Annotated in this window: 19 protein-coding genes; 5 read left to right on the plus strand and 14 right to left on the minus strand. The window is 51.8% G+C overall.

Annotated features, from left to right (window positions below):
- Positions 1 to 176: 176 nt before the first annotated feature.
- The gene (robA, locus tag A0G03_RS15655; RefSeq protein WP_048262458.1) at positions 177 to 1,064 is read left to right on the plus strand and encodes an MDR efflux pump AcrAB transcriptional activator RobA; all 888 of its coding nucleotides are present in this window, start codon (positions 177 to 179) and stop codon (positions 1,062 to 1,064) included.
- Here the strand turns inward: robA and gpmB are convergent.
- The gene (gene gpmB, locus A0G03_RS15660; RefSeq protein WP_048262460.1) at positions 1,053 to 1,703 is read right to left on the minus strand and encodes a 2,3-diphosphoglycerate-dependent phosphoglycerate mutase GpmB; all 651 of its coding nucleotides are present in this window, start codon (positions 1,701 to 1,703) and stop codon (positions 1,053 to 1,055) included. The genes robA and gpmB overlap by 12 nt on opposite strands.
- Positions 1,704 to 1,753: 50 nt before the next feature.
- Here gpmB and yjjX point away from each other — a divergent pair, with 50 nt between their 5' ends.
- Positions 1,754 to 2,293: an inosine/xanthosine triphosphatase gene (gene yjjX / locus A0G03_RS15665; protein ID WP_048262461.1), complete on the plus strand. Its 540-nt coding sequence runs from the start codon at positions 1,754 to 1,756 to the stop codon at positions 2,291 to 2,293.
- 3 nt (positions 2,294 to 2,296) lie between these two features.
- On the opposite strand, the gene trpR is transcribed toward yjjX, so the two are convergent.
- Positions 2,297 to 2,644: a trp operon repressor gene (trpR, locus tag A0G03_RS15670; RefSeq protein ID WP_048262463.1), complete on the minus strand. Its 348-nt coding sequence runs from the start codon at positions 2,642 to 2,644 to the stop codon at positions 2,297 to 2,299.
- A gap of 72 nt (positions 2,645 to 2,716) precedes the next feature.
- Positions 2,717 to 4,651, minus strand: a complete 1,935-nt coding sequence (gene sltY, locus A0G03_RS15675; RefSeq protein ID WP_048262464.1) for a murein transglycosylase — start codon at positions 4,649 to 4,651, stop codon at positions 2,717 to 2,719.
- Between the two features lie 343 nt (positions 4,652 to 4,994).
- Between sltY and ettA the strand changes: the two genes are divergently transcribed.
- Positions 4,995 to 6,662, plus strand: a complete 1,668-nt coding sequence (gene ettA / locus A0G03_RS15680) for an energy-dependent translational throttle protein EttA (RefSeq protein ID WP_072062065.1) — start codon at positions 4,995 to 4,997, stop codon at positions 6,660 to 6,662.
- An 83-nt stretch (positions 6,663 to 6,745) separates the two neighbouring features.
- Here the strand turns inward: ettA and A0G03_RS15685 are convergent, their stop codons facing one another.
- Together A0G03_RS15685 and A0G03_RS15690 are read right to left on the minus strand one after the other, a co-directional pair.
- Positions 6,746 to 8,446, minus strand: coding sequence for a methyl-accepting chemotaxis protein (locus A0G03_RS15685; protein ID WP_053075322.1), 1,701 nt, complete (start codon positions 8,444 to 8,446; stop codon positions 6,746 to 6,748).
- 255 nt (positions 8,447 to 8,701) lie between these two features.
- Complete coding sequence (locus A0G03_RS15690; protein ID WP_048262498.1) at positions 8,702 to 9,607, minus strand: LysR family transcriptional regulator; 906 nt, start codon at positions 9,605 to 9,607, stop codon at positions 8,702 to 8,704.
- A 118-nt stretch (positions 9,608 to 9,725) separates the two neighbouring features.
- On the opposite strand from A0G03_RS15690, the gene A0G03_RS15695 reads away from it, so the two are divergent.
- A complete protein-coding gene (locus tag A0G03_RS15695) occupies positions 9,726 to 10,727 on the plus strand; it encodes a zinc-binding alcohol dehydrogenase family protein (RefSeq protein ID WP_048262469.1) in 1,002 nt (333 codons plus the stop codon).
- Positions 10,728 to 10,793: 66 nt separating this feature from the next.
- Here the strand turns inward: A0G03_RS15695 and serA are convergent, their stop codons facing one another.
- Together serA and rpiA are read right to left on the minus strand one after the other, a co-directional pair.
- Positions 10,794 to 12,026: a phosphoglycerate dehydrogenase gene (gene serA, locus A0G03_RS15700; RefSeq protein WP_048262471.1), complete on the minus strand. Its 1,233-nt coding sequence runs from the start codon at positions 12,024 to 12,026 to the stop codon at positions 10,794 to 10,796.
- Between the two features lie 294 nt (positions 12,027 to 12,320).
- Positions 12,321 to 12,980 (minus strand): ribose-5-phosphate isomerase RpiA, encoded by a 660-nt coding sequence (gene rpiA, locus A0G03_RS15705; protein ID WP_048262501.1) that lies wholly within the window; start codon positions 12,978 to 12,980, stop codon positions 12,321 to 12,323.
- Between the two features lie 239 nt (positions 12,981 to 13,219).
- On the opposite strand from rpiA, the gene A0G03_RS15710 reads away from it, so the two are divergent.
- Positions 13,220 to 14,113, plus strand: coding sequence for a LysR family transcriptional regulator ArgP (locus tag A0G03_RS15710; protein WP_048262472.1), 894 nt, complete (start codon positions 13,220 to 13,222; stop codon positions 14,111 to 14,113).
- Positions 14,114 to 14,204: 91 nt separating this feature from the next.
- On the opposite strand, the gene A0G03_RS15715 is transcribed toward A0G03_RS15710, so the two are convergent.
- The 7 genes from A0G03_RS15715 to A0G03_RS15745 all read right to left on the minus strand — a co-directional run.
- Positions 14,205 to 14,930, minus strand: a complete 726-nt coding sequence (locus A0G03_RS15715; RefSeq protein ID WP_048262503.1) for an oxidative stress defense protein — start codon at positions 14,928 to 14,930, stop codon at positions 14,205 to 14,207.
- A 205-nt stretch (positions 14,931 to 15,135) separates the two neighbouring features.
- Entirely contained in the window at positions 15,136 to 15,750 is a 615-nt protein-coding gene (gene argO, locus A0G03_RS15720) for an arginine exporter ArgO (RefSeq protein ID WP_048262475.1), read from the minus strand.
- Positions 15,751 to 15,955: 205 nt separating this feature from the next.
- Positions 15,956 to 16,816 (minus strand): small-conductance mechanosensitive channel MscS, encoded by an 861-nt coding sequence (gene mscS / locus A0G03_RS15725; protein WP_048262476.1) that lies wholly within the window; start codon positions 16,814 to 16,816, stop codon positions 15,956 to 15,958.
- A gap of 124 nt (positions 16,817 to 16,940) precedes the next feature.
- Entirely contained in the window at positions 16,941 to 18,017 is a 1,077-nt protein-coding gene (fbaA, locus tag A0G03_RS15730) for a class II fructose-bisphosphate aldolase (protein ID WP_011095408.1), read from the minus strand.
- 137 nt (positions 18,018 to 18,154) lie between these two features.
- The gene (gene pgk, locus A0G03_RS15735; protein WP_048262479.1) at positions 18,155 to 19,318 is read right to left on the minus strand and encodes a phosphoglycerate kinase; all 1,164 of its coding nucleotides are present in this window, start codon (positions 19,316 to 19,318) and stop codon (positions 18,155 to 18,157) included.
- Between the two features lie 72 nt (positions 19,319 to 19,390).
- Entirely contained in the window at positions 19,391 to 20,407 is a 1,017-nt protein-coding gene (epd, locus tag A0G03_RS15740; RefSeq protein ID WP_048262481.1) for an erythrose-4-phosphate dehydrogenase, read from the minus strand.
- A 312-nt stretch (positions 20,408 to 20,719) separates the two neighbouring features.
- The coding region (locus A0G03_RS15745; RefSeq protein WP_279628613.1) for a transketolase-like TK C-terminal-containing protein at positions 20,720 to 21,047 on the minus strand (328 nt) is incomplete at its 5' end.

The following is a 21,047-nucleotide window of genomic DNA, read 5'->3' on the forward strand; positions in this document are numbered from 1 at the left end:
ACAATTAATAACCACAATTAAAAAGAGGATGTGCAAAATAAACGACTTTGATAATCCTCCTTATCCAAATTACCTGCGGAATATTTTCAAAAATCTTCGGCAGTACCAAAGTGAAAATATTGCTATGATGCGGGATCTCAATACGCTCGCGCTCAATGTGTTTGATGAGGAAGATTATGGATCAAGCCGGTATCATACGTGACTTGCTTAACTGGCTAGAAAGCCATCTCGACCAACCGCTATCACTCGATAATGTGGCAGCGAAAGCAGGTTATTCCAAGTGGCATCTGCAAAGAATGTTCAAAGACGTAACGGGCAATGCTATTGGTTCATATATCCGAGCGCGGAGATTGACCAAAGCGGCGGTTGCACTTTGTCTGACCAGCCGCCCCATCCTTGATATTGCTCTGCAATACCGTTTTGACTCACAACAAACGTTTACCCGTGCGTTTAAAAAGCAGTTTGCCCAAACGCCAGCGTCTTATCGTCGTTCCGATAATTGGAATACTTTCGGCATTCGTCCGCCGATCCGGCTCGGTGAATTTACCCTGCCACAGCCAGAATTTGTGGAGCTCCCGGAAACGCAATTACTTGGGCTGACGCAAACCTATAACTGTCGACTTGAACAGATCTGTAACTTCCGTACGGAAATTCGCGTCCACTACTGGCGCCAATTTTTAGGTGAGACCTGCTCTGTGCCGCCAGTACTTTACGGGCTACATCATTCGCGCCCAAGTAAAGAGAAAGACGACGAACACGAGGTGCTCTACACCACCGCGCTGGAACCGCAGTACCTGCCCGATGATGTCCACACTGGCGAACCCATTACGCTACCGGGCGGCGACTACGCGATGTTCGTATTTGAAGGGCCGAAAGACGAGCTACAGGATTTTATTATCACGCTGTATGACACCTGTCTGCCGACCTTCCAACTCACGCGCCGCAAAGGGTTCGATGCCGAACGCTTCCACCCAGACGGCACGTCGCGCGATGATATTCCCGACATCATCCGCTGCGAGTACCTCATCCCTATCCAGCATGCAGAGCCGATCTCAGCGCTGTAACTCATCCAGTGCCGGGATATCTAAATGAGAAATATCCCCGGCCGTTTCCACCACCCAACCAGATGCCAGCCACGGGCTTTGCTGATGATCGATGCGCGACAAGGAACAGTTGCGTAGTCGCAAACGTCGTTCAGCCGATGCAGGTAGCCCCAGAACCGTACTGAGTAAACACCCCAGCGCCATGCCGTGACTAACCAGCAACGGGCGGCTCCCGGCAGGCAATGCCAGACAACGTTCTAAGACACCGTGCATACGTGATGCGACATCCACCATCGATTCACCTTCCGGGATTCGGCCATTAGGTGTGCCATCCACCAGCCGTTTACGCCACCCTTCCTCCTCGGCGGTCAGCGAATCCAGATCGCGCGCTTCCAATACGCCCATGTTCAATTCGCGTAAACCGGGTTCCAGGATTATCTGGCAATCACCACAATATTTAGCGATGATTTCTGTCGTCTGGCGCGTTCTTCCGAGATCGCTGGTGAAAATATGCGTAATCCCTAACGTCCCGATTCGTTCAGCAACCTGTTGTGCCTGTTGCTCACCTCTTGGCGTCAGTGCACTGTCCGATTGACCCTGAATACGTCGAGCCACATTCCATTCTGTTTCGCCGTGGCGAACAAGATATACCTGTAACATGGTTATTTTCCGTTATACTGCGTCAAATTAACTAAAGGTACGAAACTGTTATGTATCACGTTGTCGCTGCAACTACCAACCCGGCAAAAATTAAGGCTATTAGTCTGGCATTCATCGATGTCTTTGGTGAAGAAAATTGCCGCATCGAAGGCGTTGACGTCGATAGCGGCGTTCCGCGTCAGCCTCTTGGTTCTATCGAAACCCGTACTGGTGCCAGAAATCGCGTTATGATGGCGCGCCAGGTAAGGCCAGAAGCCGATTTTTGGGTCGGTGTCGAAGCAGGCATTGAAGAAAGTATGACTTTCGCCTGGATGGTGATCGAAAATGCCCATCTGCGTGGCGAATCACGTTCTGCAAGTCTGGTTCTTCCAGAAAGTATATTACATGGTATTCGTGAAGGGCGGGAATTAGGTGATGAAATGGAACGTTTGACGGGCGTTCAGAATATCAAACATAAAGGTGGTGCCATCGGCGTCTTCACCGACGGTAAACTGTCTCGTACTAGCGTGTACCATCAGGCGCTGCTGCTAGCGCTGGTGCCGTTCCATAACCCGATCTATCAGATTCCCGTTCAGACAATAAAACAGTAACCGTTACGCGTCATTACCCAACGGTTTATCTGTCGACAGTAACTGCGCTTCCAGCCAGCTTTTCAACGCGGGGGGCGCGGCTTTCAGGCTATTTGAACCGCGTGTAATCGTGGCAATTCCCGCACCTAGCTCGCTTTTCAGCTCACGTTGGCTCATTTCACCCCGCATTAACTCTTGCACAATCCGCACTCGCGTTCCCAACGCGGTACGTTCATCGGGCGTCAGTAGCAGTTGAAGCAGCGGCAATTGGAGATCCTCCGCAATAGACTGCTGTAACAGCGCGACAAAGCGTAACCAATATTCATTGTCTTGTTCAGAAAGTGCCGGGTCGATAAGCGATAACGGAGTCATAACGGGCTGCCATACTATTTAACTAGTACGGCAGCATAACACAATTTCGGGGAGCGATCGCAACGCCTCGTCTCAATAACGCCGCTGCCATTCTGCATCCGTCAGCACATTGGCTGGCTGATGAAGGAAATTGCGGTAGAAGACGTCGTAGGCCAGCACATTTTTCACATAACCCCGAGTTTCCGAAAACGGAATACTTTCGATAAACGCGACGGGATCGATGCGCCCCGCGCTGTTTCTCAACCAGGTATTCACGCGCGACGGCCCGGCGTTATAGGCAGCAGAAGACAGAATGCGGTTACGGCCAAATGTCTGGTACACGTACTCCAAATAGCTGGTTCCCAACAGTATGTTGGTCTCAGGATCAAACAGCTGACTACTGTTCGTGTAGAACGTGATATTGCTCATTTTAGCCGTATGCTGCGCCGTCGCAGGCATCAGTTGCATCAGGCCCGATGCGCCAACAGGGGAACGCGCTTTCGGATTCCAGGCACTCTCCTGACGGGCAATCGCCATCGCATAGCTCTGGCTAATCCCTTTCCCCTGCGTTTCACGGCGGAATTCGTCGTTCCAGGCCAGCGGGAAGCGTTCTTCCAGATGATCCCACAGCTTCGCAACAATCGTCGCCTGCACGCTCAAATCCGCCCAGCGCTGCTCAAACGCATAGCGAGCCAGCGCTTCCTGCTGTGGTTTACTGCGATTCGCCACCAGCCCAACCCACTCGCTACGCGCCAGATTATCCATCTGCCAGAACATCAATTCCCGCACGCGGGTGATCTCCGGTAGCTGAGACAACGAAGGATCCGGCTTCACCGCCGTCATGATAGTAATGGGATAGCGCTCGTTAAGTTTCTGCGCGGCCGCCATAGGATAGAACCCGCGATCCTGCATCAGACCACGTAATATCGTCTCACCTTCCTGACGTTTGCCTTGATCCAACAGCGCCGAAGCGCGCCAGTAGCGCCATTCGTCTTTCTGCAACGCCTCCGCCGGTAAGCGCGCCATCCAACTCGTCAGTCCCTGACGATCGCCAGCACCCAACGCCATGCGCACCCGCAGTTCCAGCAAGGTGGTCGACGTACTCCGCCGCACCACGTCATCCCGCCACTGTGCCTGCTCTGGCGTAGCGTCGTTGCCCATCAAACGCCAGGCGATGGTTTCCTCCATATCCTGACGTTCTGCGGCGCTCATCTTCTGCAAACGGACAATGACCGGCAGCATCGAACGGGCATTATCCGTATCCTGACGCGCCGTGCGCGTAAAGGCCGACAGCGTAACTTTACGGGTAAAATCCGTTGGTCCGACGGTACGGGCAAAGCTCTCCAGAGAATTGGGATCGTTCTGAAGTTTCAGCAGCGCATCGCCCATCGTTTTGTAATCGTCGGGTAGCTGCTTGATGAGGTAGCTCACCAGACTACCGCTGCCTTCATCCATCGCCAGACGTGCACGCTCCAACGTCGTCAGCGGCGTCTGCTCACCGGCCTGCTGCCAGACGGAGAAAAGTTTATCGCACACGGTAGGAAGCGAACGACCTGTCAGCCAGATATCACGCGTGGCTTCCCACACGCCCTGACGCTGGCCGGTTGCCCACTGGGCATAATAAAAGTTACAGCGAGCGCTGACCGGCTTCGGCGGCTGCGGACTAAATGCCAGCAGCCCGATCCAATCCTGACGGCGCGCCAGTTCATTCACAAAGCTGGTATTGAGATTACGGGCTGGCGGCAACGTCGGATGCGTTGCCATAAACTGCTTCACCTGCGTCGCGCTGACCTGACTCAGATCCTGCGTGAGCGAGCGGTATTCAAGATAAGGATAAAGTGGGTAACTGCGCAGCGTCGGCATCAGCTGCGCTACCGTGTCCATCTGGTTACTGTCCCATGCCTGCTTAACCTGCTGATAGCGCTGACGCTGTTCGTCCAAAGAATCCGCTAGCACATGACCGGAAGCCCCAGCCAGACAAACCGCCGCAACGGCGTACCACCAATGACCTGCTTTCATCACCTGCATTAACCTCATCCGTTATCGAACTTGCTATCGGCATCCTTCATCGTATCGATACCCCTATCCTATCGGGCAGATCCAGTGTGGCACATCATGCCAGACAACGGTATGCCGATCCGCAAACCGATTCTGAAATTCATCAGACGGGCATACGTCTCAGATCGGCCATGGCAAATCGCCGGATAGCTGGGATCGCGGGCTGAAACCCGCTACACTTCGTACTTAGAGTAATGCGCTTAGAATAATCGAGCCGCTGCTAAAGCATATCCTTCAGCAGCGCTATTAATTACCCATGGTCACCCGCTTATGGTGACAAATCATAGAGATAAGAGAGAGGCGAAGTCGCAACGTGGCTCAATATGTTTATACCATGCATCGCGTCGGTAAGGTCGTTCCGCCGAAGCGTCACATTCTGAAAAACATCTCCCTCAGTTTTTTCCCCGGTGCCAAGATCGGCGTACTGGGTCTGAACGGGTCCGGTAAATCAACGCTGTTACGTATTATGGCTGGCATTGATACGGACATCGAGGGCGAAGCTCGCCCACAACCTGGAATCAAAATCGGCTATTTGCCGCAGGAACCGCAGTTGAACACGGAGCACACTGTACGTGAGTCTGTGGAAGAAGCGGTTTCAGAAGTCGTGACCGCGCTGAAACGTCTTGATGAAGTCTATGCGCTGTACGCCGACCCGGATGCAAATTTCGATAAACTGGCTGCCGAGCAGGGTCGACTGGAAGAGATCATTCAGTCGCATGACGGTCACAACCTGAATAACCAGTTAGAGCGCGCGGCGGATGCCCTGCGTCTACCAGAGTGGGATGCGAAAATCGCGACCCTGTCTGGTGGTGAGCGTCGCCGCGTTGCGCTGTGCCGTCTGCTGCTGGAAAAGCCAGACATGCTGCTGCTCGACGAACCAACCAACCACCTGGATGCCGAGTCGGTAGCCTGGCTGGAACGCTTCCTGCACGACTTCGAGGGCACCGTGGTGGCGATTACCCACGACCGTTACTTCCTCGATAACGTCGCAGGCTGGATTCTGGAGCTAGACCGCGGTGAAGGCATCCCGTGGGAAGGCAACTACTCTTCCTGGCTGGAGCAAAAAGATCAGCGCCTGGCACAGGAAGCCTCTCAGGAAGCGGCACGCCGTAAATCCATTGAGAAAGAGCTGGAGTGGGTGCGTCAAGGCGCTAAAGGCCGTCAGTCCAAAGGTAAAGCTCGTCTGGCGCGCTTTGAAGAGCTGAACAGCACGGAATACCAGAAACGTAACGAAACCAACGAACTGTTTATTCCACCAGGTGCTCGCCTCGGCGATAAAGTGGTGGAAGTCACCAACCTCAGCAAGTCTTACGGTGAGCGTCAGTTAATCGACGGACTTTCTTTCGCCGTACCGAAAGGCGCGATTGTCGGCATTATCGGTCCGAACGGTGCGGGTAAATCGACGCTGTTCCGTATGATGTCTGGTCAGGAACAGCCAGATAGCGGCACCATTGAGCTGGGTGAAACGGTGAAACTAGCGTCAGTCGACCAGTTCCGCGACGCGATGGACAACAGCAAAACCGTCTGGGAAGAAGTCTCCGGCGGGCAAGACATCATGCGTGTCGGCAACACCGAAATGCCAAGCCGTGCCTACGTTGGCCGTTTCAACTTCAAAGGGGTTGATCAGGGCAAACGCGTTGGTGAGCTATCCGGTGGTGAGCGCGGTCGTCTGCATCTGGCTAAGCTGTTGCAGGTAGGCGGCAACGTGCTGCTGCTCGATGAACCGACCAACGATCTGGATATCGAAACCCTGCGCGCGCTGGAAAATGCCCTGCTGGAATTCCCTGGCTGTGCCATGGTGATCTCGCATGACCGTTGGTTCCTCGACCGTATCGCCACGCACATTCTGGATTATCAGGATGAAGGTAAAGTGGAATTCTTCGAAGGCAACTTTACCGAGTACGAAGAATATAAGAAGCGTACATTGGGCGCAGAGGCGCTGGAGCCTCACCGCATCAAATACAAGAAGATTACTAAATAAGCCGTCACCAGACGTCATAAACAAATGGCCCGCAATGTATTGCGGGCCATTTTTCTTTCCAGTCATACTTCATCTACTGGGAATCAGAACGTTTCCCAGTTTTGATTACTGTTGCCTTTGCTACTTCCGGCAATCGCCATCGCTGGCGCTAAACGCGGTTGCGGCGCAGATTTCGGCAATGATGACCTCACTTGCTGGACGATACCGGACAACTTGAATACCGCGACAGCCTGCGTCAAACGTGCAGCCTGCTCTTCAAGTGAAACAGCAGCTGCCGACGCTTCCTGCACTAACGCTGCATTCTGCTGCGTTGCGCTATCCATTTCAGACACGGCCTGACTGACCTGCCCAATACCACGACTCTGTTCATCAGAAGCGGAAGCAATTTCCCCCATGATGTCCGTCACGCTGACGACCGCACGGACAATCTCGCCCATGGTTGTCCCTGCCTGCGCCACCAGCCCAGAACCGGTATTCACCAGCCTGCCAGATTCGCCAATCAGCGTTTCGATTTCCTTCGCCGCCTGTGCACTACGCTGCGCCAGATTGCGAACTTCACCCGCAACAACAGCAAAACCACGCCCTTGTTCGCCTGCTCGAGCCGCTTCTACTGCGGCGTTAAGCGCCAGAATATTGGTCTGGAAAGCGATGCTGTTAATAACGGAAGTGATCTCGGAAATGCGTTTTGAGCTAGTGGAAATATCCTGCATCGTGTCCACCACGCCTTGCACAATCTGCCCGCCCTTCTCTGCTTTTTCAGAGGCATTTTTCGCCAACTGGCTAGCATGATGGGCATTATCAGAGTTCTGTTTCACCGTTGCGGTCAGCTGTTCCATACTCGCTGCCGTTTCTTCCAGAGCGGCTGCCTGCTGCTCGGTACGTGAAGAGAGATCGACGTTACCCGCCGTAATTTCTGACGATCCTTGATAGATCGAATCCGCACCTTCACGCACGATCGTAACCGTATCCGTCAGCTCCGCCTGCATGTTCTGAATATTCGTACCCAACGTGCCTATCTCATTACGCCCCATCGCCATCGGTGGTAATGTCAGGTCACCCGCTGCAATTTTCTGGATACGTTCAACCAGTCTGTTGATTGGCGCAAGGATCACGTTGCGCACCATGATGTACGCCATGATCGCCATAATAATAGATAAGGCAAACGAGCCAGCCATCATCCAGTATCCCAGTTGGGCATTCTGTTCTGCCCGCTGATTGATATCCTGCGCAGTTTTTGTCAGTTCAGTCACTTTTTTACGTACAGGAACGCTAAACTCTTCATCTAACGTGCGCGCCAGCGTACTTTCCAACGACACCAGATCTTCAAATTCACCATCACTCGTGGCTTTCTGCATCAAGACAATCGCATTATCGCGATAGTTGGTATAAGCCTTGAGGATATCCTCGTCCAAGGCTTTTTCACTTTCCAGTCTGTCGGGACGCGCGAGATATTCATCAAGGCGTTTCTGTGAGGCTCTGACCCGGCCAGCAGCTTGGTCTGAAGCAGCTTTAAATACCTCGTGGTCGCTAATACGGTTTGCCGCACCCGCCTGAATGAGCAGCAGCCTGGCAACACGCAGCTGATCGAGACTACTGCTGATACCCGCGCGAATATCAGACAGCTCATTTGCTTTATCCAGTGAATCATTACTCTGCTTTAAGAAATAGCTCGCTGTGCCAATAGAAAGCGCAAAGAGAATCAGGATAATTGAAAAAAGAGTAATAAATAACGATACGAGACGTATATTGTTGATGTAACTCAACTTCTCTTTTTGAACAGACATCGATTGCATTCTCATTTTCACCATCACTGGTATACATTATCTCTATCACTAATCAATGTGACAGAGCCCGAATATCACCGTGACAAAACGCCACGCAGGACATGCCTTTCATAAAAAAGTCAAAAGGAACCAAGATTGTTATCGGCATTCCCAATCTAAAACGCACCTAAAATAAGTTGATAGAAATCACGTTTCAATAAAAATTTACGATTTAACATAAAAATGAAACAAAAATCTCTGCGCAATATACCACTGTTATTTTCTCAAAAGTATTGAGTAATCATCCAACGCGCGATGCTGCAAAACAAAGTCGATAAAACACGCGAGTGCAGGCGAATTCAGCTTGCGGCTGGGGTACACCAGATAAAGCTCATTGGCTTCCGCGTGCCAATCCGGCAGAACCCTAACCAACTTTCCAGATACTGCCTCATCCCGGCAGAGAAAATCCGGCAATAGCGTAATCCCCGCCCCCGCAATAGCGCACTCGCGGGCGTAAAGCAGATTGTCTGTAATGTGTGCGTCAGGCAATAACCAGCGATAGAGTTCTGAACCGCGGTGAAGAAGCCACTCTGTCCAGGCGTGATGCGCAATACAACGGTGTTGTTGGAGCTGTTGCGGGTGAAGCAACGCCGGATGCCGTGCAAGATAGTCAGGCGATGCCAGCAAATAGCGCGGAGTCTGCCCGAGTGAACGCCCAATGAGTGACGAATCGTGAGGTTTGCCGGTGCGAAAAGCGACATCAAAGCCCTCCTGCACCAGATCGATCACCGTATCTGAAATCAGAACATCCAGTGATACCGCCGGAAAGCGCTGCTGAAACTCGGCGGTGAGCCGCGCCAGCAGTGTGGAACCTAACCCAGCAGGGCTGGTAATACGCAGCCGTCCGCTGGGGTTATCACGCAAACGCTGTATGGCGAGATCGGCACGCTCACTGGCTTGCAGCATCTCCTGACAGTGAATCAGGTAACGCTCACCAGCAAACGTCAGATTTAGCTGGCGCGTCGTTCGGTTAAGCAATCGCAGACCGATCTGTTGTTCGAGCTGGCTAATGCGCAAACTCAGGCTAGATTTTGCTAACCCCGCTTTTCGCGCCGCCTGTGTAAAGCTGCCACACTCGGCCACCAGCGCAAACAGCGCCATATCCTGTAATTGTTTAAACATCATTGTTCACCCTAGCCGAACACTTCATTATTTATTGTCCATCTTATCAGTCCTATCTCAGTGTTCTACACTTGTCACATTCACAGGACCCTATTCTGAAAATAATGAGGAACACATCATGACCGTTCATGCGATAGCCGTTGATCCACAACAGCCAGAAAATTTCATCGCCATTACGCAGGACATTCCCGAACCCGGCGAATACGATCTGTTGATCGGCGTAAAAGCCATTTCCATCAACCCCGTTGATACCAAAGTTCATGCCGGGTTACGTCAAAATGGGTTACAGCAACCCAGAATTCTCGGCTGGGATGCCAGCGGTATCGTGCTGAAAACCGGCAGCGCCGTTAGCCACCTTCAGGTGGGCGATGAAGTCTGGTACGCCGGCGATATCACCCGGCCCGGCAGCAATACCACACATCAGTTGATTGATTCACGCATCGTGGCACGCAAGCCCGTGTCTCTGGACTGGGCAGCCGCTGCTGCACTGCCGCTTACGGCGCTGACCGCGTGGGAAGGGCTGTTCGAGCATCTGAAAATACAGCAGGCCGACAGTGAGAAAACGTTGTTGATTATCGGCGGCGCGGGTGGCGTAGGTTCGCTCGCGATTTCTCTGGCGGCATTACGCAGTTCGGTGAACATCATCGCCACTGCGTCACAGCCTGACTCGGCAGAGTGGTGCCGCCAGCGCGGCGCACATAAAGTCGTGGATTATCGTAATCTGGTCGAGGAACTGGCAAAGGAAGGGATCAAACAGGTCGATTATATTTTCTGCCTGAACGACACCGATGGCCACTGGGACGCCATCAGCAAACTGATCGCGCCAATGGGCCACATCTGCACTATCGTGGAAAACAAAACCCCGCTCGACCAAACGGCGCTAAAACTCAAAAGTGCGGCGCTGCATTGGGAACTCATGTTTACCCGCAGCATGTTCACCACACCGGATATCGCGGAACAGGGGAACATTTTGCACGAAGTCGCACAGCTGGTTGATGCAGGAAAACTTCAGGGTACCGCCAGCGAAACGCTGCAAGGATTAACGGTAGAAACGCTGAAGCAGGCTCATGATAAAGTGCTGGAAGGGCATATGCGCGGTAAGATCGTTATCGCGCTTTAATACCGCAATCAGCCCCTTTCGGGGCTGATTATTTACCGATCAATTGACTCACTGATCAATCAGACATCAGAACAGCAGACGGGCACGAATCGTGCCGGGAATCGCCTTCATCAGCTGCAGTGCCGTTTGCGCACCGTCGGTTTCTACGTCAATCACCACATAACCAATTTCAGGTGTCGTTTGCAGATACTGCGCGGCAATGTTAATGCCCTTCTCAGCAAAGATCTGGTTAATTTTGGTAATCATACCTGGGCGATTTTCATGAATGTGCAGCAGGCGGCTTGCACGTGCGCCATGAACCGGCAGCGACACCTCTGGGAAATTCACCGCAGACAGCGTAGAACCGTTGTCTGAATATTTCGCCAGTTTCCCGGCGACTTCATCACCGATATTTTCCTGCGCTTCCTGCGTGGATCCACCGATATGCGGCGTCAACAGCACGTTATCAAACTCGCACAGCGGCGACAGGAATGGATCGCTGTTAGTTGCCGGCTCCTGTGGGAATACGTCAATCGCTGCACCGGACAAATGCTTGCTGCTTAGCACTTCACACAGCGCGGGAATATCAACCACCGTACCGCGAGCAGCGTTAATCAGGATGGCACCTGGTTTCATCAGTGCCAGTTCTTCCGCACCCATCATATTATGCGTACTTTCATTTTCCGGCACGTGCAGGCTCACCACGTCGCTCATATTCAGCAGGTCGGACAGGTGGCGCACCTGCTGAGCATTGCCCAGCGGCAATTTACTTTCAATATCATAGAAGTAAACGTGCATACCCAGGCTTTCAGCCAAAATACCCAACTGCATACCGATATGGCCGTAGCCGATGATCCCGAGCTTTTTACCGCGAGCTTCAAACGATCCCACAGCCAGTTTGTGCCAAATACCACGGTGCGCTTTCGCGTTCGCTGCCGGGATACCACGCAGCATCAGCAGCATTTCGCCGATCACCATTTCTGCCACGGAGCGGGTATTGGAAAAAGGTGCATTAAACACTGGGATACCGCGTTTGGTCGCGGCCGACAGTTCAACCTGATTAGTCCCGATACAGAAACACCCTACCGCGATCAGTTTTTCCGCCGCAGCAAAAATCTCTTCTGTCAGATGGGTACGCGAGCGAATCCCCACAAAATGCGCGTCGCGGATAGAAGCTTTCAATGCTTCAGGATCCAGCGCCCCTTTGTGGAACTCGATGTTGGTGTAACCCGCTGCACGCAGGTTATCCAGCGCGCTCTGGTGCACGCCTTCCACTAACAGAAACTTAATCTTGTCTTTTTCCAGTGATACCTTTGCCATTTCCCGACCTTATTTTCAGACTTCAAATGTGACAGAGTGCTAAATAGCCTCTGCCAACATAACAAAAATTACGCAGTCAGCAATACAAACGATTGCTTCGCCCAAATCGCGCTACAGAGAAGCGCACCTGATTTATGGCAAAAAATATTGCCAAAGATGTGCATCGCCATATCGGCGATAAACAAAATAAGAAAATGTGATATTAAGTGCCAAAAATGAGCTGTTAACTAAATAGATTTTTTTAGCTAAAAAATTTCTGACGTGACCGTCAACCACGTCAGAACGCTCATGCACTCATTTAACGACGGTTTTTACACCATCAGCCGTGCCGACTAATGCCACATCCGCACCGCGATTGGCAAACAGTCCAACGGTTACAACGCCCGGGATACCATTAATGTGGTTTTCTACCGCGACCGCATCCATGATATTCAGGTTGTGTACGTCCAGAATGACGTTGCCGTTATCCGTCACCACACCCTGACGATATTCCGGCTGACCACCCAGCTTCACCAGTTCACGCGCCACGTAAGACCGCGCCATCGGAATAACTTCAACCGGCAACGGGAATTTACCCAGCACATCAACCTGCTTTGACGCATCAACAATGCAGATGAACTGACGCGACAGTGCCGAAATGATTTTCTCACGGGTCAGTGCAGCACCACCGCCTTTGATCATCTGCATATGCCCGTTGATCTCATCGGCGCCATCCACATAGACATCCAACGAATCCACATCATTGGCGTCAAAAACGGGAATGCCCAGACTTTTCAGCTTTTCCGTTGAGGCATCCGAGCTGGAAACCGCGCCTTTGATTTGATGTTTTATCGAACCCAGCGCATCAATAAAGTGTGCTGCCGTCGATCCGGTTCCTACTCCCACAATGGTGTCAGGGCGAACATAGTCAAGCGCTGCCCATCCCACTGCTTTTTTCAGTTCATCTTGCGTCATAATCTGCTTTTGGCCTGTAGAATCGATATACGAAAACGTGTGCGTATTATAGAACATGCGCGTTGGGGAAAGCGTGCAATTCACCTCATCACCGATGCATTATTTCACGCACGCAATTTGACACGTACCGTGCTGAATCGTGATTTCACACGATAGCCAAAATAAGATTTCTGCATGGCAAACCAGCAAAATGTGGCATAGTGAAAAAAAACAGACTCATTCAGGGGACTTTGACTTTCATGAAACGCCCGGACTATCGAACGCTTCAGGCTCTGGATGCCGTCATCCGCGAACGTGGTTTTGAACGCGCTGCCCAAAAACTGTGTATTACCCAATCTGCCGTTTCGCAGCGTATTAAACAGTTGGAAAATCTGTTCGGCCAGCCGCTGTTGGTTAGAACCATCCCACCTCGTCCAACGGAACAAGGGCAAAAGCTCCTGGCTCTGCTTCATCAGGTAGAGTTACTCGAAGAAGAGTGGCTGGGGAATGAAACCAACAGCGATATTCCACTGCTGCTATCGCTGGCGGTGAACGCCGACAGTCTGGCAACCTGGCTGCTGCCTGCGTTACAGCCGGTGTTGGTCGATTCGCCGATTCGTCTTAATTTGCAGGTAGAAGACGAAACGCGCACTCAGGAGAGGCTACGCCGAGGTGAAGTGGTCGGTGCCGTGAGTATTCAGTCTCAGCCGCTGCCGAGCTGTCTGGTGGATAAACTGGGCGCGCTGGATTATCTGTTTGTCGCGTCGCCAGCCTTTGCCGCCCGCTATTTCCCGAATGGCGTGACGCGCTCGGCGCTGCTACGCGCCCCCGCGGTTGCCTTCGACCATCTGGATGATATGCATCAGGCTTTTTTACAGCAGAACTTTGATTTGTCGCCGGGCAGCGTTCCCTGCCATATCGTGAATTCGTCGGAAGCCTTTGTACAACTGGCACGACAGGGCACGACCTGCTGCATGATCCCGCATCTGCAAATCGAGAGAGAACTTGCCAACAACGAATTAGTCGACCTGACGCCAGGGCTATTTCAGCGCCGGATGCTCTACTGGCATCGCTTCGCGCCGGAAAGTCGGATGATGAGGAAAGTGACGGATGCCCTGCTCTCACACGGCCATCAGGTACTGAGGCAGTCATAACGTACTGAGAAAGTGCTACTGACGTCGTAGTAAAAACTAACAGGCCTGTCTAAACAGGCCTGTTAGTACGATCAACTCGCTAGCACATCTCTTATTGCGCGCGCTGCAACTCAAATACGACATCCACCTGATCGTCAAAGTGAATGGTTTGCTGTTCATACGTTTGCGCTGCTTCGCTTTGTGCTGCCGCATCTGCCGTTTTAAACATCCGTGCCATTGGCATCGGCTGATAGTTGGCAACATGGTAGCGAACGCTGTAGATCGGTCCCAGCTTGGCGTTGAAGCCCTGGGCTAGCGATGCCGCCTGACTCGTCGCCTGTTCGATGGCTTTCTTACGCGCTTCATCGCGATACGTTTCTGGATTAGCAACACCTAACTCTACCGTGCGAATCTCATTTAACCCTGACTTCAACGCACCATCCAGCAGTTCGTTCAGTTTGTCTAACTGACGCAGCGTCACTTCTACCTGACGCACTGCACGATAGCCTTTCAGCACCGAACCGCCCGTTTTCAGATAGTCATATTCCGGCTGTGTGCGTAAATTGGCAGCATTAATATCTTTTTTCTCAATGCCGTTTTTACCCAGAAAATCGAAATATTGTGCAACGCGGGAATCAACCTGCTTTTTCGCCTCTGCCGCATTTTTCGATGACACGCTCACCTCAATCGCCAAACGTGCAATATCCGGTGTCGCGTCTACGCTGGATGTCCCCGACGTTACGATATGCGGGCCATCCGGCAGTTCCGCCGCCTGTGCAACTATCGACACACCGCCAAATCCTACTGCGGCAGCCAGCGCCAGTGCATTTAGCTTCATCATACCTCGCTTCACACTCTCTCCTTACTTATGTGTCATCACGCATGTGGCTCAGCAGTTTTTTGCTGCTTCGGCACAACACGTTCCAGAATGAAAGATACAAAAAGGGTATCTTTTACCAGATAACATAACGTATTACCGACTCCACACAATATAGGTGAATTTCTGAAACGTAGCGTAAAGCGGTGTCATTTATTTCTAACCACTATTGCCAGCCGTGACGCGCTAGTTGCAAAGCAATTCCCCACATCACCACACCGACAAAAAAGTTGATAACTCGCTGTACCCGAGGTGTATTCAGCCACGGTGCCAACCAAGCAGCTAATAGTGCTAGCGCAAAGAACCAGGTGAAGGAAGCGGTCACCGTTCCCAGCGCAAACCAGCGTCGAGCGTCATCCGCAAACTGGCTCCCCAAACTCCCCAGTACCACGAAAGTATCCAGATAAACATGGGGATTAAGCCAAGTCACCGCCAGCATGGTAGCGATAATCCGCCAGCGGCTCTGTTTCATTACGTCAGCGCTAGCCAGCGTGATATTTTTGCTGAAGGCTGTTTTCATTGCTCCCCAGCCGAACCAAAGCAAAAACGCAACGCCGCCCCAGGTCACTGCGCCCAATAGCAACGAAGACTGGCTGAGCAACGCGCTGCCGCCAAAAATACCCGCGGTAATTAACACCATGTCACTCACGGCACATAGCAGCGCCACCATCAGGTGATACTGTCGACGAATTCCCTGATTCATGACGAATGCATTCTGTGGACCCAATGGCAGAATCATCGCCGCCCCTAATAGAACGCCCTGTAAATAGACCGCCCACATACTTCTCTCCTACGCCATTTATTGTTGTCGCGGGGAGTTTATGAAAGCCGATTAAATAAGTGAAATTGAATATTCTAACGCTACATTAGCGATGCTAATGCACTAAGGGCAGAAGAAGGAAATGTTAGATAAAGGGACGATTTCTGGCGATGCACCATGCCGATATCAGGACATGGTGCATACCTGCAAGCTTATATCAGAGAGTTTATTCTGGCTGTTTCACTACAGGTTGTAAGTTATGCAAGTGCACATCCATTTGCGGATAAGGGATGCCAATACGGTGTTCATCCAGCACGCGTTTAAAGCTTTCCAGCAGATCCCAGTACACCGCCTGTGCGTTGCCGTTGGTCGTCCATACCCACACCACAAAATTCAGCGATGACGCCGCCATTTCATTCAGGCGGATCGTGACGCCTTTGTCATGCTGAATACGATCGTCAGCGGCGACAATATCGCCCAGCAGCTTTTTCACTACGTCGATATCGGCATCATAGGCCACGCCGACAATAATTTCGGTACGGCGATCCGGCTCACGCGAGCTGTTGATGATGTTGCCAGCGATGATTTTGCCATTTGGGACCACGATAATTTTTCCATCAGACGTGCGCAGCGTCGTCGAGAAGATCTGTACCTGCGTGACCGAGCCGGATACGCCGCCCAAATCGACCCATTCGCCGGTACGGAAAGGCCGGAAAATTACCAGCAAAACGCCCGCAGCAAAGTTGGCTAACGACCCCTGCAATGCCAAACCAACAGCCAAGCCCGCGGCACCCAGCACGGCAATCACCGATGCCGTCTGTACGCCAACCCGACTCAATACTGCAATCAGCGTGAACGCGATAATGCCATAGCGAACCAGCGCAGACAGGAAATCTGCCACGGTTGAATCGATAGAACGTTTAATCATCAGCTTATTGATGGTGCCGGAGACGATCCGTGCGATCACCAGACCAACGATAAGGATCACTAATGCTGCAACAATATTCACGGCATACTGCAAAAACAAGTTCTGATGTGTCACCAACCAGTTCCCTGCCTGATCCAAACCCGTATTAAGTTCTTCCATTTAAAAGCTCCTGTTTTCTTAATCACTGGGAAAGCATAACGTCCGCATCTAAAACCGCAACATCGGCCCCAAAAATTAAGGCTCCCGTAGGAGCCTTAGCATCAAACTATGTCAGTCGTCTTACTTAGAGCACATCAACCGCATTGAGCTCTTTGAAGGCTTGTTCCAGACGAGCAACCATGCTTGTCTGAGCGGAACGCAGCCATACACGTGGATCATAGTATTTCTTGTTCGGCTGATCGTCGCCTTTCGGGTTGCCCAATTGAGCTTGCAGATAGGCTTCGTTTTCTTTGTAGTATTTCAGGATACCTTCCCATGTTGCCCACTGGGTGTCGGTATCGATGTTCATTTTCACTACGCCGTAGCTGACGGAATCTTTGATTTCCTGAGCGCTGGAACCAGAACCGCCGTGGAACACGAAGTCCAGGCTGTTGTGTGGCAGGTTATGTTTCTTGGAAACATATTCCTGAGAATCACGCAGGATGGTCGGAGTCAGCTTCACGTTACCTGGCTTGTATACGCCATGCACGTTACCGAAAGAGGCAGCGATGGTGAAACGTGGGCTGATCGCGTTCAGTTTGGTGTACGCGTAGTCAACATCTTCTGGCTGGGTGTACAGAGCAGAAGCGTCCATGTGGCTGTTATCCACACCGTCTTCTTCACCACCGGTACAACCCAGTTCGATTTCCAGGGTCATGTCGATTTTGGCCATACGCGCCAAATATTTAGAACAGATCTCGATGTTCTCTTCCAGAGACTCTTCAGACAGGTCAATCATGTGAGAAGAGAACAGCGGTTTGCCGGTAGCGGCAAAGTGTTTTTCACCCGCGTCCAGCAGGCCATCGATCCACGGCAGCAGTTTTTTCGCGCAGTGGTCAGTGTGCAGAATTACTGGAATACCGTAATGCTCAGCCATTTGGTGCACATGATGAGCGCCAGAAATCGCACCCAAAATTGCCGCCTGCTGACCTTCCGCTTTCAGGCCTTTACCTGCGGTGAATGCTGCGCCGCCGTTAGAGAACTGAACGATGACCGGCGCGCGCACTTTGGCTGCGGCTTCGAGCACAGCATTGATTGAGTCGGTACCGACACAGTTCACTGCTGGCAAAGCGAATTTGTTTTCTTTTGCTACTGCGAAAACTTTCTGAACGTCATCACCAGTGATGACACCGGGTTTTACGAAATCAAAAATTTTAGACATGTTACGTGTCCCGTTTCGTTGGCCGTGGAGGGGTTAGAGAAATCGATGTTAAATCGACAGGTTGTCCCGACACGATATTGTGATAACTACCTGTCGAGACAACCACAGGAAAGGGTAAAAGCAGCCCTTACCTTAAATTACTGCTTGGCGCGTTCTTCCAGCATAACGACTGCTGGCAGTTTTTTCCCTTCAACAAACTCCAGGAATGCGCCACCACCGGTAGAAATGTAGGAGATCTTGTCTGCAATACCAAACAGATCGATCGCAGCCAGCGTATCGCCGCCACCTGCGATAGAGAATGCGTCGCTCTCTGCGATAGCACGGGCGATGGTCTCGGTTCCTTTACGGAAATTCGGGAATTCGAAGACGCCAACTGGGCCATTCCATAGGATAGTTTTGGCACTCTTCAGAATTTCAGCCAGACGCTCAGCGGAAACATCACCCAGATCCAGAATCTGCTCTTCGTCTTTAATCGCGGTAACAGACTTCAGCGTTGCTGCCGCAGTTTCAGAGAATTCTGATGCCACGCGGACATCGCTCGGTACAGGAATATCACACGTTTCCAGCAGTTTTTTCGCTTCAGGAATCAGATCTGCTTCGTACAGGGATTTACCTACGTTGTGGCCTTGTGCAGCAACGAAGGTATTGGCGATACCACCACCGACGATCAGCTGGTCAGCGATTTTAGACAGAGAATCCAGTACGGTCAGTTTAGTAGAAACTTTAGAACCGCCCACAATCGCAACCATCGGACGTGCAGGTTTGCTCAGTGCTTTACCAAGCGCTTCCAGCTCACCAGACAGCAGCGGACCCGCACAAGCGATAGTGGCAAATTTACCTACACCGTGGGTTGAAGCCTGTGCACGGTGCGCCGTACCGAAGGCGTCCATCACGAACACATCACACAGCGCTGCGTATTTCTTGGACAGGACTTCGTCGTCTTTCTTCTCGCCTTTGTTAAAGCGGACGTTTTCCAGTACAACCAGCTCGCCTTCGGCGACATCAACACCATCCAGATAGTCTTTCGCCAGACGTACAGGAGAAGAGAGTTTCTCTTTCAGGTAGTCAACAACAGGCAGCAAAGAAAACTCTTCGTTGTACTCGCCTTCGGTCGGGCGTCCCAAGTGGGAAGTGACCATAACGCGAGCGCCTTGTTTCAGAGCGATTTCGATGGTCGGCAGAGAGGCACGGATGCGCGCATCAGACGTCACTTTCCCTTCTTTTACTGGTACGTTCAGATCCGCACGAATAAGAACACGTTTACCAGCCAGATCCAGATCGGTCATCTTAATTACAGACATGGTGAATCCTCTTGTTGATTCTCTTTTAAAGTTGCTTGAGCGAGATAGCGACCCCTGATCGCCACCATCGTACTAGAAACCGCAGGCTGCCATCGCCCGTGTTGTATCCAACATCCGGTTGGCAAAACCCCATTCGTTATCGCACCAGACCAATGTTTTAATCAGATGCTGACCACTGACCCGAGTCTGCGTGCCATCGACAATGGCGCTGTGCGGATCGTGGTTAAAATCAGCTGACACTAATGGTAATTCAGTATAATCAACTATACCACGAAACGACTCATGCGCTGATTTTTGCAATAGTGCATTAATTTCATTCACGTTTACGGCTTTCCTGACGCTAACGCTCAGGTCAATTGCCGTGACGTTAATCGTCGGCACCCGCACCGAGATCGCCTCAAAGCGATCGACAAACTGCGGAAAAATACGGGTGATCCCCGCCGACAGTTTAGTATCTACCGGAATGATCGACTGGCTGGCGGCTCGAGTACGCCGCAGATCGTGATGATAAGCATCGATCACCGGTTGATCGTTCATCGATGAGTGAATCGTCGTCACCGTACCATTCTCAATACCGAAGGCATCATCCAGCAGCTTGATCACCGGGATAACGCAGTTGGTTGTGCAGGACGCATTGGAAACAATGCGATGCCCTCTTTCCAACCGATCGTGATTGACGCCAAACACTACCGTGGCATCTAAATCCGTCGTTCCCGGATGAGAAAACAACACTTTCTTCGCACCTGCCGCCAGATGGGCTTCCCCATCTTCCCGGCTACCGTAGACACCGCTGCAATCCATTACGATATCTACACCGAGTTCTCGCCAGGGCAATTGCTGAATCTCTGCCTGATGTAACAGACGAATACAGTCATCACCGACATAAAGTTGATCGCACTCTTGACGAACATCCCACGAAAAACGGCCGTGGCTGGTGTCATACTTGAGCAAGTGTGCCATACCTTCCGAGCTCGCCAGCTCGTTAATAGCCACAACGGTAATCTCGGCTCGGCGGCCCGATTCATACAACGCACGTAAAACACTGCGGCCTATGCGGCCAAAACCGTTTATCGCAATACGGATCGTCATGGCGTTCCTTGTGGTTCCTTATGTCATGGTAGGGTTACCCAGTGCATAGAATATACCCTTCTTAGACACCAGAGAACCCCTGGCGAAACGCCGTCAGCACAACAACTGAAACGCTTCAGCTAGCATAAACGAATTAACGCATAAAAGAAATATTCTCGTCTGGCACACGCCAGAAGAGTGACCTACGTCATAAAAATAAAAAAGCAGGAGTTAGGGCGGATAACGAGTGTCGAGCAGTAGGACAAATTAAAGATGAAAAAAAACCGCCAGCGTTAGCTGACGGCTTCTCATATCGGCGTTAACTAGGCGTAATTACTTCAGCAGCGCCTGCGCTTTTTCGACCACGTTATCGACAGTGAAGCCGAATTCTTCGAACAGCAGTTCAGCCGGAGCCGACTCGCCGAAGCTCGTCATCCCGACAATCGCGCCGTTCAGGCCGACGTACTTGAACCAGTAATCCGCGATACCCGCTTCAATCGCTACGCGCGCCGCTACCGCTTTCGGCAGTACAGCTTCACGGTAGGCGGCGTCCTGCTTGTCGAATGCGTCCGTTGACGGCATCGACACCACGCGTACCTTGCGTCCGGCGGCAGTCAGTTTGTCATACGCACCAACAGCCAGCTCGACTTCAGAGCCGGTA

The organism is Pectobacterium peruviense (genome assembly GCF_002847345.1).
Taxonomy (GTDB): Bacteria; Pseudomonadota; Gammaproteobacteria; order Enterobacterales; family Enterobacteriaceae; genus Pectobacterium; species Pectobacterium peruviense.